The 16,000-nt window shown below is 61.2% G+C and carries 10 protein-coding genes and 1 pseudogene; 7 read left to right on the forward strand and 4 right to left on the reverse strand.

The window, feature by feature from the left end:
* Positions 1-41: 41 nt before the first annotated feature.
* A pseudogene (locus DW661_RS06515) lies at positions 42-128 on the reverse strand (rRNA adenine N-6-methyltransferase family protein); the annotation flags it as partial.
* Positions 129-970: 842 nt separating this feature from the next.
* Here DW661_RS06515 and fucO point away from each other — a divergent pair.
* From fucO to DW661_RS06535, 3 genes are all read left to right on the forward strand, one after another.
* A complete protein-coding gene (fucO, locus tag DW661_RS06525) occupies positions 971-2,137 on the forward strand; it encodes a lactaldehyde reductase (protein WP_022094861.1) in 1,167 nt (388 codons plus the stop codon).
* Between the two features lie 265 nt (positions 2,138-2,402).
* A complete protein-coding gene (locus tag DW661_RS06530) occupies positions 2,403-3,422 on the forward strand; it encodes a M42 family metallopeptidase (protein ID WP_117797877.1) in 1,020 nt (339 codons plus the stop codon).
* 138 nt (positions 3,423-3,560) lie between these two features.
* Complete coding sequence (locus DW661_RS06535) at positions 3,561-4,934, forward strand: DNA-binding protein (protein WP_147356436.1); 1,374 nt, start codon at positions 3,561-3,563, stop codon at positions 4,932-4,934.
* A gap of 8 nt (positions 4,935-4,942) precedes the next feature.
* Here DW661_RS06535 and mnmA read toward each other — a convergent pair whose 3' ends face one another.
* On the reverse strand, positions 4,943-6,166 hold the full coding sequence (mnmA, locus tag DW661_RS06540) for a tRNA 2-thiouridine(34) synthase MnmA (protein ID WP_255413579.1): 1,224 nt from the start codon (positions 6,164-6,166) through the stop codon (positions 4,943-4,945).
* 57 nt (positions 6,167-6,223) lie between these two features.
* Positions 6,224-7,162, reverse strand: coding sequence for a cysteine synthase A (gene cysK, locus DW661_RS06545; protein ID WP_089572177.1), 939 nt, complete (start codon positions 7,160-7,162; stop codon positions 6,224-6,226).
* 253 nt (positions 7,163-7,415) lie between these two features.
* On the opposite strand from cysK, the gene DW661_RS06550 reads away from it, so the two are divergent.
* Positions 7,416-7,844: an Rrf2 family transcriptional regulator gene (locus tag DW661_RS06550; RefSeq protein ID WP_118935102.1), complete on the forward strand. Its 429-nt coding sequence runs from the start codon at positions 7,416-7,418 to the stop codon at positions 7,842-7,844.
* 140 nt (positions 7,845-7,984) lie between these two features.
* Here the strand turns inward: DW661_RS06550 and DW661_RS06555 are convergent, their stop codons facing one another.
* A complete protein-coding gene (locus DW661_RS06555) occupies positions 7,985-8,350 on the reverse strand; it encodes a phage holin family protein (protein ID WP_055250947.1) in 366 nt (121 codons plus the stop codon).
* A 324-nt stretch (positions 8,351-8,674) separates the two neighbouring features.
* On the opposite strand from DW661_RS06555, the gene DW661_RS06560 reads away from it, so the two are divergent.
* From DW661_RS06560 to DW661_RS06570, 3 genes are all read left to right on the forward strand, one after another.
* Entirely contained in the window at positions 8,675-8,974 is a 300-nt protein-coding gene (locus tag DW661_RS06560) for a YerC/YecD family TrpR-related protein (RefSeq protein WP_022094855.1), read from the forward strand.
* Positions 8,975-9,160: 186 nt separating this feature from the next.
* Positions 9,161-12,259 (forward strand): PD-(D/E)XK nuclease family protein, encoded by a 3,099-nt coding sequence (locus tag DW661_RS06565; protein WP_118935104.1) that lies wholly within the window; start codon positions 9,161-9,163, stop codon positions 12,257-12,259.
* Positions 12,260-12,262: 3 nt separating this feature from the next.
* Positions 12,263-15,898: a UvrD-helicase domain-containing protein gene (locus DW661_RS06570; RefSeq protein WP_118935106.1), complete on the forward strand. Its 3,636-nt coding sequence runs from the start codon at positions 12,263-12,265 to the stop codon at positions 15,896-15,898.
* Positions 15,899-16,000 lie beyond the last annotated feature (102 nt).

Below are 16,000 nucleotides of genomic sequence, written 5' to 3' on the forward strand. Positions count from 1 at the left end.
GGGCCCGTTCAGGCTGTTGCGTTGAGATTGAAAATCAACCTTTCTTTTAAATTCAATTGTTTTATTATTTGGTTGAGTACTTTTTCACTCGTTAAAAAGTTTTGAGAATATTTTATATTTTTGTTCATGTAATCACTCCTTCTTAATTACAAATTTTTAGCATCTAATTTTAGCTTAATTTCATTAAATCGAAGGAGAGGTTCTCCTCCATAAAATGCAACGACCGGGTTTGAGTTGTCGATCGAGTGCATCTTAAAGAATTCGATTGCATGTTTTGCCGTCGAAATGGACATGGAGTTATGACTGTGGGCTCTGTTGTATGAGGAGTTTCCGGAATAGATACAGTAATCACATCGGAAGTTACAAGATTGAGTCAGCTGAAGGGTTAGCATCCGTATATTTCTTTCCAGCTTAACTTTCAAAAGGTCAATTGATGGATAAGCGATATCCTGCAATGGCGAATCGCAGCAGTAGCCACATGATTGTAGTAACTGGAATTCTTGGTCTGATTTATAGGAAGCGTGGCAAACTTTTCCTGCTTGGACTTCTGAGATGTAATTGAATAGATCTTTGCTTACTGCAAGTATCTCGTTTCGATTGGCATCATAAATGTAGTGGCCCAAGAGGGTCTTTATGGGTAGAACTAACATCTCTACCGCCTCTTTCATTTCACTAATGTTATTTAGTGAACTAAGATGTTTTTTATAAAGTATCCTTTTATAAACGTATTGTCAAACATATATTGCTAAAACAGAAACAATTTATAGGCTGAGTTGGTCGTATTCTTTGGGCGATTGCTCCTATAATCTAGCCTTCGCTGCTGTCGGGAGGGAAGGACTGGGGCTCCGTTATTATGTTGAAACGCTTTAACACTTTTGACGTTCTCATGCATTTTTTGTTTCAAAAGCGTTAGGATGGAACTTGCAGCGCGGGGCGTAATAGGTGCCCTGCACACGATGGGAGGCTATCAATGGCTAATCGTTTCGTTCTCAATACCATTTCTTATCATGGTTCCGGCGCCATCAAGGAGATCCCCGGCGAGCTCCAGCGTCGCGGCTACAAGAAGATCTTCGTCTGCTCCGATCCCGACCTGGTCAAGTTTGGCGTTACCGCCAAGGTGACCGACGAGCTCGACGCCGCTGGCATCGCTTGGAGCCTCTACTCCGAGATCAAGCCCAATCCCACCATCCAGAACGTCAAGGACGGCGTCGAGGCCTTCAAGGCCGCCGAGGCTGACGCTATCGTGACCATCGGTGGCGGCTCCTCCATGGACACCGCTAAGGCAATCGGCATCATCATCAACAACCCCGAGTTTGCCGATGTCCGCAGCCTCGAGGGCGTTGCTCCGACTAAGAACCACGCCGTGTTCACCATCGCCGTGCCGACGACCGCCGGTACTGCTGCCGAGGTGACCATCAACTACGTCATCACCGACCCCGAGAAGGTCCGTAAGTTCGTGTGCGTCGACACCAACGACGCCCCCGAGGTCGCCGTCGTCGACCCCGACATGATGGCCTCCATGCCCGCCGGCCTCACCGCTTCCACTGGCATGGACGCTCTGACTCACGCCATCGAGGGCTACACCACCAAGGGTGCTTGGGAGCTCTCCGACATGTTCCACTTCGAGGCCATTAAGCTGATCAGCGAGAACCTGCGCGACTCCGTTGCCGAGGCCAAGTCTGGTCAGCCCGGCTCCGGCCGCGAGGGCATGGCTCTTGGCCAGTATGTCGCCGGCATGGGCTTCTCCAATGTCGGCTTGGGCATCGACCACGCCATGGCTCACACCCTGTCCGCTCACTACGACACCCCGCACGGCGTCGCTTGCGCCATGCTGCTGCCGATCGCCATGGAGTTCAACAAGCCGGTTTGCGCCGAGCGCCTGGCCAAGGTTGCCGTCGCCATGGGCGTTGACACCACGGGCATGAGCACTGACGAGGCCGCCGATGCCGCCATCGCCGCCGTCAAGCAGCTCTCCGCCGACGTGAACATCCCGCATGTCTGCGAGGCCATGAAGGCTGACGAGATCGAGGTTCTGGCCAAGGACGCCATGGCCGACGCCTGCTTCCCGGGCAACCCGCGCGAGGCGACGCTCGACGACGTCATCGAGCTCTTCAAGAAGATCTGCCCGGCTGCCTAACTTGGTTCGGCGGGCCCCTGCCCGTTAGCCCCACAATCGTCCTCGGACATGTCGGAAGCCCCCGCTGCGCACTTCGTGCGGCGGGGGCTTCCTCCGTCCTGCGGAAAGATTGTGGGGCTAACGGCAGGGGGCCGCCGGCTCGTTATCGTGGCGGGCGCAGTCCTGGCGAGCTCGATGGGTCATCTCGCTAGGTAAAAAGATGGCTCGCGGTGGTATTGTTGCTGTGGGTTTAATTCGATATGAAAGGGTGACTTTGGTGTCCAAGATGGATTCTACGCTCTCCTATATTACTGACCAGTTGAAGGCGCTTACCTCGATTGCTTCACCTACGGGCTATACCCGTGCGGCTACTGACTATCTAATGGAAACGTTGCGCGATATGGGCTTTGGGCCCGAGCGTTCCAATAAGGGCAACGTGCTCGTTGAGCTTGGCGGCGAGGGCGAGCCGCTCGTACTGGCGAGCCATGTCGATACCCTGGGCGCCATGGTACGCTCCATTAAGGACAATGGTCGCCTGCGCCCCACGACGCTCGGCGGGCACCAGTGGTCTACGGCCGATGGCGAGAACTGCACCGTTTACACGCGCGATGGCAATGTCTACACGGGCGTGGTCCTCAATACCGAGCCTTCGGCGCATGTGGCCGATGAGCCGGTCAAGACCATCGAGAAGAACATGGAAATCCTGCTCGACGAGAACGTTGACAGCAAGGACGATGTGCTCGAGCTGGGTATTCAGACCGGCGACATCATCGCTATGGATCCGCGTACCACGGTGACGGAGAGCGGCTACATCAAGAGCCGCTTCCTGGATGACAAGCTGTCGGCGTCGATTCTGCTGGGCCTGGCCCGCGCCGTTGCTGGCGGCGAGGTGACGCTTTCGCGCAAGGTATCGCTGCTCTTTACGGTGTACGAGGAGGTCGGCCACGGCGGTGCCTTTGTGCCGGACGACACGCGCGAGATGATCAGCGTGGACATGGGCTGCGTGGGCGACGACCTGGGTTGCACCGAGCGCATGGTTTCGATTTGCGCCAAGGATTCGGGCGGTCCGTACAACTACGACCTGGTGACCACGCTGTCCAACATCGCGCGCGAGCTGGAGCTCGATTACGCCATCGACGTGTATCCGCACTACGGCTCCGACGTCGAGGCCACGCTCTCGGCCGGCTACGACATTCGCCATGGCCTGATCGGCCCCGGCGTGTACGCGAGCCACAACTACGAGCGCAGCCACATCGACGGTGTGCGCAACACCTACGAGCTCGTCCGCGCCTACGTCCAGCGCTAGGGAAGTAGTTTGCGACTCGGCTGACCAATCGCTAAGGCCCGATTTCTCGGGCCTTTTTTCGCCTTAGGTCGTTTAGTATTATGATGTATGTAATATGTTAACTAAACGCGTAAATTACTTAACGAGGTGATGCGGCATATGAATACATCTGAGTACTTATCTATGGGTGATGCCGCCCGCCTGTTGGGCGTTACGAAAGCCCGCATATCGCAACTTGCCGCATCGGGAACGCTCGCGTGCGATATTGTGGGCGGACGGAAGATGGTTGAGTATGATTCTGCGCTCGCTTATCAAAAGGTCCGCAAACGTGGACGCCGTCCTGCGGCCGATGTGGGGCGCAAGTTTACGCTGATGTCGGCCGACCATGAGGTCGCGCATGTCTCATTTGATCCGACACGTGAGTTTCCCTTCGAAATCGCCGAGGTGCTCGATGCGCAGAGGATGCCGTTTGGCACGTGCTCGAGTTCTTCTCCTACGGTGAATAAACGGGAGCTCAACGTGTGGTGGAGCCATCGGTCGGTGCCCGATGTTCGCCCCGGGCTTATCTCGCGCTACCGCGAGCTGGGAATTGTCAACGGCGTTGAGGCACCGGTTCAGTGCCTGGGCCTCTCGCTTTCGGATTGCTATTGGCTGCGGCCGGCAGAATGCGACGGGCTCGAATGGCGAAACCTCAATTACTTCGAGAATGATTTTGAGCGATCGGCGCCCGAGGGGCGTTCGGGTTGGCTGGAGGGCATCGGTCTTAAAAATCCCGACAACACATCCGAGGGCGAGCTTCCTAAATCGTGGATGATTCGCAACGGTGTTCGCGTTCTGGTCAAGGGGTGCGGCATGGACGACCAACGGCCCTTTAACGAGGCGGTTGCAACGGCTCTGCATCGTCGCTTGCTTTCCAAGGGGGAGTTTGTTCCTTACACGGTTGAGCGCATGTTCGATGGCCCTGTGTGTCTGTGCGACGACTTTCTTGACGGCCGCGAGGAATATGTTCCGGCTGTTTACGTTAAGAACGCCCTTGGTGGCCAGCGAGGAAGTTCGACGTACGACCGGTACTGCCGCTTTCTTGGTAAGCATGGAGCAGACGAGGCTGCCGTGAGAAGGTCTATGTCGCAGATGATCGTTTGCGATGCCCTTTTGGCCAACAGCGATCGCCATTGGCGAAACTTCGGCATCATCCGCAATGTCGACACCCTGGAGATAAAACCTGCTCCGCTGTTCGATAGCGGCAACTGCCTGTGGTACAACGTACCAACTGCCGTGCTCGCAGCTGGGGAGTTTGGGTTTTCCGCTAAGCCGTTTGGGCCCGACCCTTCCGTCCAGCTGGCGCTTGCGGATTTGCTCGATTGGTTCGATTCATCGCGGCTCAACGGATTTGTTGATGAGGCGATCGAGATTCTTTCGCAGAGCAAATGGGCCACGGCGGAGGGTCGACTCGAGGCCATCCGCCGCGGCTTCGAGCGTCGCGTAATCGAGGTTGGTGCCGCTGTTGAGGTACTTCGACACGTGCAGCGATAAACCCGCGGCTACTTAAGTGCGCCGGTCACGGTGCCGCCGCCCAGGACGATGTCGCCGCGGTATATAACGACAGCCTGGCCGGGGGCGATGGCGCGCTGCGGCTCGTCAAAGGTCAGCAACATTTGCCCGTCTTCGTCGCACGTAAGGATCGCTGCCTGGTCTTTCTGTCGGTAGCGGTACTTGGCGCCCACGCGGATGCCGCCGGCATCCAGCTCGGCCTCCATGCGGTCGGCAGGGGCGCTCCAGATCCAGTCGTTGGCCGTGAGCGCCGTGGCCGTCAGGTCCTCTGCCTCGCCCAGATGTACGGTGTTGTTGACGGCGTCGACACCCGTTACGTACACGGGATGCGCCATCGCGACGCCCAGGCCCTTGCGCTGGCCGATGGTGTAGCGCAGCGCGCCGTTGTGGCGCCCGACCACGCTGCCGTCGCGCCACACAATGTCGCCCGGTGCAGCGGGATGTTCGCAACGGCGCTCGATATAGCCCGCGTAGTCACCGTCTGGAATAAAGCAGATGTCCTCGCTTTCGGCCTTCTGGGCGTTGGTAAAGCCCTGCTCGGCGGCTATGCGGCGCACGTCGCGCTCTTTGTCTAGGCCTGCCAGCGGAAAGATCGTGTGCGCCAGGCGCTCCTGCGTGAGCGAATACAAAAAGTAACTCTGGTCCTTTTTGGGGTCCTCGCCGCGATGCAGCTGCCAGGTGCCGTCGGGCGCCTGGCTCGTTTTGGCATAGTGGCCTGTGGCGATGTAGTCGCAGCCCATATCCAGCGCCGCATCCAGCAACGCGCCAAACTTAATATGGCGGTTGCAGATGATACACGGATTGGGCGTCAGCCCCTCCTGGTAGGCGTTCATAAAACGCTCGACAACGTTGCGGTCGAAGGTTTGCTGCAAGTCGAGCACGTGATGGGGTATCCCCAGGCGCTCGGCGACGGCCTTTGCATCGGCGATGTCGCGGTCGACCTTACTCATGCCCGTGGTGGGATCGGGCGCGGGGCAGGTGAGGCGCATGGTGGCACCGACACATTCGTAACCCTGACTTTTGAGCAGATACGCGGTCACGCTGGAATCGACGCCGCCGCTCATGGCGACGAGCACGCGCTTGTTGTGCATGGGGAGGTTCTCCTTGGTGGCATGTGGCCAAAAAAGAAAAGCGGCGCGGGAGGCTGGTTCCGCGCCGCAGACATTGTAGCAAGTTCGGGCGTCCTGTGGGACACCCTGTTGGGATGAGCTCAGGCTGCCAGAAGAGAGGGGAGACCGGCGTGCCTTGGACTCGTTCTAAGAACGAGAGCTCTAGTCCTGGAAGAGTGCCGTGGACAGGTAGCGCTCGCCGGTGTCGGCGAGCAGCGCCACGATGGTCTTGCCCTCGTTCTCGGGGCGCTTGGCCAGCTGCAGTGCGGCCCACACGGCGGCGCCGGACGAAATGCCCACGAGCACGCCCTCCTTGTGGCCCACGGCGCGGCCGGTGGCAAAGGCGTCGTCGTTCTCGACGGGGATGATCTCGTCGTAGACCTGGGTGTCGAGGACGTCGGGCACAAAGCCGGCACCGATACCCTGGATCTTGTGCGGGCCGGCCTGGCCCTTAGAGAGCACCGGGGAGGTGGCGGGCTCGACGGCGACGACCTGAATCTCGGGGTTTTGCTCCTTGAGGAACTCGCCCACGCCGGTCACGGTGCCGCCGGTGCCGACGCCGGCGACGAAGATGTCGACCTTGCCGTCGGTGTCGTCCCAGATCTCGGGGCCGGTCGTGGCCTTGTGAATGGCCGGGTTCGCGGGGTTCACAAACTGGCCGGCGATGATGCTGTTGGGGGTCTCCTTCTGCAACTCTTCGGCCTTGGCGATAGCGCCCTTCATGCCTTTGGAGCCGTCGGTGAGCACGAGCTGCGCACCGTATGCCTGCATCAGCTTGCGGCGCTCGACGGACATGGTCTCGGGCATGGTGATGATCACCTTGTAGCCGCGGGCGGCCGCCACCGAGGCGATGCCGACGCCGGTGTTGCCGCTCGTGGGCTCGATGATGGTGTAGTCGCCGCCACGCACGAGCTTGCCTGCCTTCTCGGCCTCGTCAATCATGTTCTTGGCGACGCGGTCTTTAACGGATCCGGCGGGGTTGAAGTATTCCAGCTTGACGAGCACGCGGGCCTTGAGGTCCTCATCGGCCTCAAAGTGGGTGAGCTCCAGGAGCGGGGTGTGGCCGATAAGCTGATCGATGGACGTGTAAACCTTGCTCATGATGAACCTCCAAAGTGTTCAAATGACTGGATACCGTGTGGTTTTACGGTGTGTCTAGCAGCTAAACCCATAAACCTTATAGGTTGTTCGTTTAGCTGTTGGGAAGCATAGTAGACACCAAAGCCTAGTAATGCAATAGGAAATAGGAGATTATTGCAAGTTGATTAACCATCTTGACCGGAACGGGTATTTTCAAAGCCAATTTTTCGGCTAGAATTTCAACGGACTAAAAGACCGAAAGGCAGCACTATATATGTTGGTTTCCACAAAGGGCAGATATGCCCTGCGCGTTATGGTCGACCTGGCCGAGCATCAGGCGGCCGGTCGCATCCCGCTCAAAGAGATCGCGGCGCGCCAGGGGATTTCGGAGAAGTACCTCGAGACTATTCTGGCTACGCTCGTGCGCGCCAACATGCTCTCGGGCATGCGCGGCAAGGGCGGCGGCTATGTGCTCACGCGCCCGCCCGAGCAGTACACGGTGGGCGAGATCTTGCGCCTGACCGAGGGCAGCCTGGCGCCGGTCGCCTGCCTGGATGGCGACTGCAAGGGTTGTTCGCGCTCTGACGAGTGCCCCACGCTCGACGTGTGGAAGAACCTGGACAAGCTCATCAACGACTACCTCGACGGTGTGACGCTTGATCAACTTGTCGCTCCCAACGAAGGCTACGACTACGTGATCTAGCCCACCTGCCATTTGGGGACGGGGTGGAAATGGCAGATTCTCTCGCCCTTTGAGACTTGGCAAATAAGAAGGCCGCCCATTTTTGCGATGGGCGGCCTTCGTTTTGGGCTGTTGAGACGGGCGCGGCCGGAATGGCCGTTTTAGCCCTCGGCGATGCTGTCGAGGATGCTGCGCATGATGGACACCAGGATGCTGCCCATAAAGGCCGATCCAAAGCTGGCGATGGAGATACCCGCGCCCAGCAGATTGACCGACAGATAGCTGGCCAGCTCGAGCATAAAGCTGTTGACTACGAGCTGAAAAATACCCAGCGTAATGATCGTGAGCGGCAGCGAGATGACCGTCAGGAACGGCTTGACGAGCGAATCGACGATGTTCAGGAACAGTCCCACGAAGGCGAAACAGACCCAGGCCTCGGCAAAACCGAAGGGCTGGATGCCGGGAACGAGGAACGTGGCAATCGCGATGGCGATCGAGGTAAAGAGCCAGTTAAGCATAAAGCGCATGGTGTGAATCCTTTCTTGCGCAGGGTGCGTCGGTGTCGCGTGAAGCGGTTTGCTGCGGCAGCTTGGACGGCCGCTCGGGTGTGCCGCCTTGTTCGGCCGCCCATTGTCTCAGATATTCGTGGAGCTTACGTGCGCATTCGGTTTCAAAACGGCGTTCGTCCTAGAAAATGCGCCGCTGGCAGAGAGTTTTGTCGCTTTAGTTTGGTGGTGTGCTAAACTGCTACGGGCAAAAGCCACACGCGTTGCCCTATTGCATAGAACGGGCGAACGATGCCCGATGTCAGTATCAACTTCGATGCCTTTTGGCGGGTTTGGCGGTGATCGATGAATATCGAGAACATGTTTGACAAGCCTGATGTCAAGCAGCTGGTCCACGCATTTAGTCTTTTGGATGACGAGAAGGATATCCAAGCGTTTTTGACCGATATCTGCACGCCGCGCGAGATCTGCGATCTATCGCAGCGTCTGCAGGTTGCGCGTTATCTGGATGAGGGCGAGCCTTATGTTGAGGTTCAGGCCCGCACCGGCGCTTCGTCCACTACGGTGAGCCGCGTTTCAAAGGCACTCAACGGCGAGTACGGCGGCTATCGCAAGATCCTCATCAAACTGGAGGATGGCGAGTAGGCCAGCGGCAACAAACGAATCAGCTGGAGCCGCCCCTTCGGGGGCGGTTTTTGTGTGTCGAAATCGATTTCTTGGGGACGGAGGAAAACGGATCATCGAGGGGATCTGGTGCATTGGGGTCAGGTTGTCCGCGCGGGCGGGTAGGATAGATGCGTTGAACATTGCGAACAGTTTGAGTGGAGGACCATGCCTGTTCGAATCTATACCACTAATGCCGGCACGGATTTGAGCGATGCCGAGGCGGCGCTGCTGGCCGACCTGGTTGCCCGCCACGGGCGCGCTGTTCTGTTGGCGCCAACATTTGCCGAGCTCGACCTGTGCCGCCATGATGCGGCAGAAGTCGGGGCTTCGCTGGGCATCGACTACAAGACGCCTGCATCGTGGCTCCGCTCGCTGTGGGAGCTTATGGGCGATGGCCGCAGCTTTGTGGATAACCTTCAGCGCCAGATGCTGTTCTCGGACATGATCGACCGCCGCGACGACGCTGCCCTGCAGCCGCTCTCGCGCAGTCAGGGCACGGTACGCATGCTTGCGCGAATGGCCCGCGACGTGTTGCCGGGCGTGGCGGGGACGGGCGACGAGCGCCGCCGCAATGCCGCCACTCAGCCCGAGCCCAAAAGCGACGCCGAGGCCCGCGTGTTCGAGCTGTTGAGCGCCTATGCGAGCGGCTTGGACCGTCGAGACATGGTCGAGCCCTGCGAAGCCGCCGATATGATGACAGAAGCCCTGGCGAACAACCTGCCGGGGTGCGCCCGCGCCGTCTGCGTGCGTGGTGTCACGTCGTTTACGCATGGCCTGCTCGAGCTGTTGTCGGCCGTGGCGAACAATGGGGGAGAGGTTGTCGTGCTGCTCGCTTGCGAGCAGGCGGCGATGCGTGAGGATTTGGCTGCCGCCTTTGATGCCCGCGGTGTGCTGTTTGAGGTCGCCCCGTTGGGGGAGAACGCTGGCGCGTCCGAGACCGCTTCTGCGCCTGCTGCCCAGCCTATTTTTATAGAGGTGGCCGGCCCCCATGCCCGCGCCCGCGCTTATGTGGATGCTCTCGAGAACCTGGTCGCGGCATGCGAGGAGTCCGTGTCGTGCGACGGCGTCGCGACGAACGCCGACCCCGCGCGCGTGCTCGTGGTTTCCGCCCGGGCGCCCCAGCTGTTCGGCGAACTCGCTACCCGTTTGGCGGCGCGCCACATTGCGGCCGAGACGACTGAGTTCACGGCGTTTTCCCAGTCCATAGCGGGCAGGCAGTTTACGGCGCTCGCCAACCTGATTGAGCGTATGAAGGCCGCCGACGAGGGCGCCGCTTCCAAGACCGAGTGGTGGCCCGCTCCAGAGCTTACCGACTGGATTTACAGTCCGCTTTCGGGTGCCGACGCCGCGAGCGCCCGCGGCTTCGACAAGAACATGCGCCTGTCGCGCAGCAAGACCGCGGCGGGCGTCAAGAGTCTGCTGCAGAGCGTACAGGGCCAGGTGAGGGGCGCCCGCAAGGCCGCCAGCGACGAAAACTGGTTTAAGAACGTGCCGTGCGTGGTCTCGGACGTGTTTCAGGCGCTGTGGCGCGACAAACCCGTGACGGCGCTCAAGGCCATGCTCGCCGTTGCCGAGGCGCTGTCCGATCGCGCTCTAGGCGGCCTTGACGGCCAGGCCCGTCGCCAGGCGGAGACGGCTCTGCTGCGCCATGCCATCGACATCCTTATGAACGATGCTCGCGCGCTCGACGTGTCGCAGGCCGCGACCGTACCGGTTCTCGACGGCGTTCGAACCAAGGTGGACAAGCGCAGTACCGCGTACGATTACGCGACCTACGAGGTCGATCGCCCGCCACGGGCGCAAGTACGCTTTGCGTCGCTTGCCGATGCGTCGGTCCTGCGTCCTGGCGGCTACGATGCCGTGTTGTTTGCCGATGTCGACCTGGACAGCTACCCGCTTTCGCACGAAGAGGGCCCGCTTGCCACGTTGACGGCCGAACTGCGTCGCGACGGCGTGTCTTTGGAGCCCGCCGCCCTGCTGCGCGTGCGCTTTGGCCGTGCAATGCAGGCGGCGAGCGGTCCGGTTGCGCTCGCCCGCGTGACGCACGATCGCCAGGCACGCGAGTGCTACCCGGCAGCCGTATGGACCGAGCTGCGGGCGCATGCCGATACCGCTGGCGCTGCCAAACCCACGCGCGTGGGCGAGGGCGATATCATCGCCGACTTTGATCCCGCTGCAGGCGAAGGTCTTAGGCGCGAGCGCGTGACCTGCGAAGCTCCTCAGCATCTGAGCGATGAAGCCATTCCGTATCTGGTCCTGCGCCGTCGCGATGGCGAGGGCGAGGATGCACCGCTGGTGCCGCGCCTGACGTCTGCCTCGCAGATCGAGGCCTATTCGACCTGCCCACTATGCTGGTTCGTCTCGTACCGCGTGAAGCCCCAGTCGATTGACGCCGGCTTTGGCAATATGGAGAAGGGCAACTTTGTCCACGACGTGTTGGAGCACCTGCACGCCCGTCTGCCCCAGGAGGGCATGGAACGCGTGACGCCCGAGAATCTGCCACGTGCTCAGGAGCTGCTGCGCGAGGTCTTTGACGAGACCTTGGCCGAGCATGCCTCCAAGCGTGGCAACGAGGGCCCGCTCGTGCCGCTCTCTCCGGTGGAGGAGCGCCAGGTGGCCGAGATTCTGCCGCAGCTGGAGGGCGTGCTTGCCTATGAAGCCGAGGCGCTGGCCCCCTTTGCTCCGCGCTACCTGGAGTTTGCCTTTAACGATCTTAACGTTGAGTATGCCGGCTGGCCGCTTGGCGGGCGCATCGACCGTGTGGACGTGGACGCCGAGAATCGCGCCGTGGTAATCGACTACAAGCATCGCACGGGCGTTGAGGAGTTTAAACTCGCCGACCCTACGGTGCGCGACGAGGAATCGGGTGAGGCTGCCATCGACGACCCGCGGTGGCTACCGCCACATACCCAAACGCTCATCTACGCCCAGGCCATGCGCCGGGCGCTGGATTTGGACACCCGCGCGGCGCTCTACTTTTCGACCAAGGGCGGCAAGCCGGCGTTGCGCGGTGCCGCGAGCGCTGAGCTGCTCGAGGAAGAGCGCGGCGACGGTCGCATCCCGGGGCTTAAGAAGGGCTTTCCCGGCGAGGGCGGCAACATGGACTTCGATGCGCTGCTCGATCGCGTGGAGACCGGTATCGCCGAGCGCCTGCGCGAACTCGAGGCGGGCAACGTGGCTGCTGTCGACCCGGCGTCGACGCAGGCCGCGCATGCGCGCTGCTCGTATAACCATGAAGGAACGTTTGTAAGGAGGGACGTGTAGACCATGGATCTTTCGACCTTGATGCCGCAACAGCTGCAGATCGTCAAGACGCTCGACCGTCCGCTGTTTGTCTCGGCGGGCGCCGGTTCGGGCAAGACCTTTACCCTCACGCGCCGCATCGTCTACGCGCTCTCGCCCGAATCCGGTCCGTTCGTTGAGCATCTGGACCAGGTGCTCGCCATTACCTTTACCAAAGATGCCGCGGCCGAGATCCGTGACCGCGTGCGCCGCGCGCTCATCGACGAGGGCATGGACGAGGAGGCCCTGACCGTCGACGACGCATGGATCTCGACCATTCACGGCATGTGCTCGCGTATCCTGCGCGCGCACGCGTTGGAGCTGGGCATCGATCCCGAGTTCACGGTGCTCATCGATACCGACGAGCTTATGGACCAGGCTGTTGAGCATGTGCTGGGTCGCGCGACGGCACCCGATGCCGCCCCCGAGCTCGCGGCATCGCTCAAGGCCCTCTACGCCTGGTATCCCATGGCGGGCGAGGGCGGCCCCTTTGGCGCCGGCACGACCATCAAGGGTCTGGTACGCGACCTGCTGGAGCTCTCGAGCCAGTTGCCGGGCGGCATGGACGATGTGTGCGTGGCGCGCGGCCAGGCTGACACTTCGGCGCTTGCCGACGCCTATCGCGCGGCGTTGGGTGCGAGCAAGGCCGCGACCGAGAAGGCACAAGTGGCACTCGACGCCATCGACGCGTTTGAGGCGAGCGGTAAAACCATGGAGGATGCGGCGCGGCTCATGATGTCGTGCACCATGCCGCGGGCGAGCAAGGCGTTCCCCAAGGAGCAGGTCGAGCTGCTCAAGGCCGAGGCCGCCGATGCATTTATCAATATCGTGCTTGCCTGCGGTGGCCCGGCGCTCGATGCACTGGTGGACTTGGCCCGCTCTGTAGAGGCTGAGTACCGCGCACTGAAGGCCGGCCAGTCTGCCCTCGATAACAACGACCTGCTGCGCATGGCGTACGAGGCGCTGCGCGACTACCCGGCTATTCGAGCAGCCTATGAGGGCCGCTTTAAGATGGTCATGATCGATGAGTTCCAGGATACCGACCAGATGCAGGTTGACCTGATCCGTTACCTGACCGGCGCGGGTGAGCGTGCGCTGTGTACCGTGGGCGATGCGCAGCAGTCGATCTACCGCTTCCGTGGCGCCGAGGTTGAGGTCTTCCGCCGCCAGGAGCGCAAAGTGGGCTCCTCTGCTGCGCCCGAGACGGCTGCCGCATCCGATGCCCCCGCCGGCGAGCTCGTCAAACTTGTGCGCAACTTCCGCAGCCACGACGAGGTGCTGCGCTATGTGGCACGCGTCTTTGACGGCGACACCGGTGGTTTGATGCAGGGGTTCTTGGATCTTGAACCGAGCGACAAACGCAAGGACAAGCTCAAGGCAAAGGCATCGCGCCGCCAGGCGGTCTTCGTTGCCGGTGGCAGCACACAGGAGCGAACGCAGGCGAAAGCTCGTGCGATTGCCGAACGTTTCCGCGCGCTTGCCGATAAAAAACAGCCCCAGGGCAGCATGGTACTGCTGCTGGGGCGCATGACCAATGCCGATGTCTACGCACAGGCGTTTCGCGACCAGGGGCTCGACTGCGTCATCGCGGGCGGCTCAGTCTTTGCCCAAGCTGCCGAGGTGCAGACGGTGCGCGCCCTGGTGTGCGCGCTTGCCAATCCGGCCGATACGGCGCAGGGTTTTATGCCACTGCTGGCCTCGCCGATGTTTGCACTCGGCGCCCAGGAGTTCCTGGCGCTGGCGACCAAACTCGACGAGCAAACGGGCGAGACGTCGCGTCGCAACATCGATGCGGGCATCATGAGCGATTCCGATGTGCCGGGTTTGCAGGGCTTGCCGCTCGTAACGCGCGCCCGCGAGGTGCTGCGCTACGCGCTTCGTCGCGTGGGACGCGATTCGTTCGCCGCCATCGCGCGCGACGTGGTCAATGCCTCCGGCTGGTTCGTGCGTCTGGCGCAGCGTGGCCCCGAGGGCAAGGCCATCGCCGCCAACGTGCTCAAGGCGCTCGACGCCGTGGCCGAGGCAGAGGCCGAGCTCGGCAATTCTCCGCGCTCCATCGCGCTCGCCTTCGACCGCTTCTTGGCGGGCAAGGAGGCCCCGGGCGCGCTCAACGAGGAGGGCGACGGCGCGGTGCGCATCATGACGGTGCATGCGTCCAAGGGTCTGGAGTATCCGGTCGTGGCGGTTGCCGAGTGTTTTGGCGTGCGCAAATCGTCCGGTGCGGCTCAGATGGGGCGTGTCGAGGGCGGAGCGCAGGTCCTGGCGCTGCCGGCACGCTTCGACGGCGTTAAACTCGCGGACGGCACGTTCGTGAAGGGCGACGACGTCAAAAAGCAGTTTGAGCATGCGTTTAAGGGCAAGGGTACGTCGCTGTGGCTGCCGCCGGAGCTCATGGAGGACGTCTGTGCGACGGGTTCTCCCGCCGAGGCATTTGCTCGCCTGCGCAACGACGACCTGCAGCTTTCGCTCGAGGAGCGGGCTCGTTTGCTCTATGTCGCCATGACGCGAGCGCGTGAGCTGGTGATCTTGGCGATGGATGCCGGCGTGAGCCGCGGCAAGCTGTGCGCGCCGACCTTCGACGTCGAGACCGATCTGACTTACGACGTGCTGCGCCGTATTCTGCCGACGGACGGCTTGGACATGCCGCAGCTCGATGCCGACCGCCTGGTGTTCGACAACTCCAAGCCGGGCGACTACGAGCTTATCTCGCTGGCGGACTTTACGTTTGGCGAGCAGGCGTTTGAGGCCAACGCTTCACTGGATGCCGAGGGTAGGCTCGTTCGCGGTGATGCGGAGGCGGAGGGTGCCGATGCTGCCGCCGATCGCCCGGTCGCGCCCGGCCCCGCCGACCCCGAGCCCGATTCGTTTGAGCTCGTGTATCCCCAGACGGTGGGCGTGCGCATGGGCACCTGCTCGTATCCGGCGCGTGATTCGTACAGCTATTCGTCGATCGCCGCGGCGCTCCATGCCGAGGCCGAGGACCGTGCCGCCGAGACGCGTGTTCCCATGGACGAGGCTGGCGATGATGCGGAGTCGGATGGCTCGGAGATGACGGATACGGACGTGGCTGCTGTCGAGCCCACCGGCAATCCCATGGCGCTGGGCTCGGCCTTCCATGCTGCCTGCCAGTGGCTGATCGAGATGGGTGCCGATGCGCTGCCCGCTGAGCGTGCCGATGCACTGGCGCGTCTGTGGCACCTGACGCCGGAGCAGCGCGAACGCTTCGACGTTGCTCTGGACCGCTGGCTCAAGTCGGCTGTTCGTGCCGACCTGCTCGCGTGGCCGTGCGTTCGCGCCGAGGTGCCGTTCTTTTCGCTGGGCTGCGAGGACGAGGACATCGCTCGCTATGGTGCATATGCCGAGGGCGCCATCGACGCTTTGGCGACGAACCCGGCGGATTCGTCACGCGCGCTGGTCATCGACTACAAGACGGGCGGCACACCGGACGAGACGCCGGAACAGCTGCAGGAGAAGCACGCCCTGCAGGCGCGCGTCTACGCCGATGTGTTGCACAAGGCGGGCTTTGAGGCCGTGACCGTCAAGTTCGTCCGCGTGGAGCAGGCGAATCCAGCCATCTTCGTCGACCCCGCCGAACCTCAAGTAGTCACCTACAACTTCTAGCCCTCAATAACTTGCGGTGGAATACGGACTGTTTTGGCCAAAAAAGCCGCCAAACAGTCCGCATTTCACCGCAACTCAATAGGAGCCGTGTGGGTTTGGCTA

Origin of the sequence: Collinsella sp. AM24-1, assembly GCF_003470325.1 — a bacterium.
Lineage (GTDB): Bacteria > Actinomycetota > Coriobacteriia > Coriobacteriales > Coriobacteriaceae > Collinsella.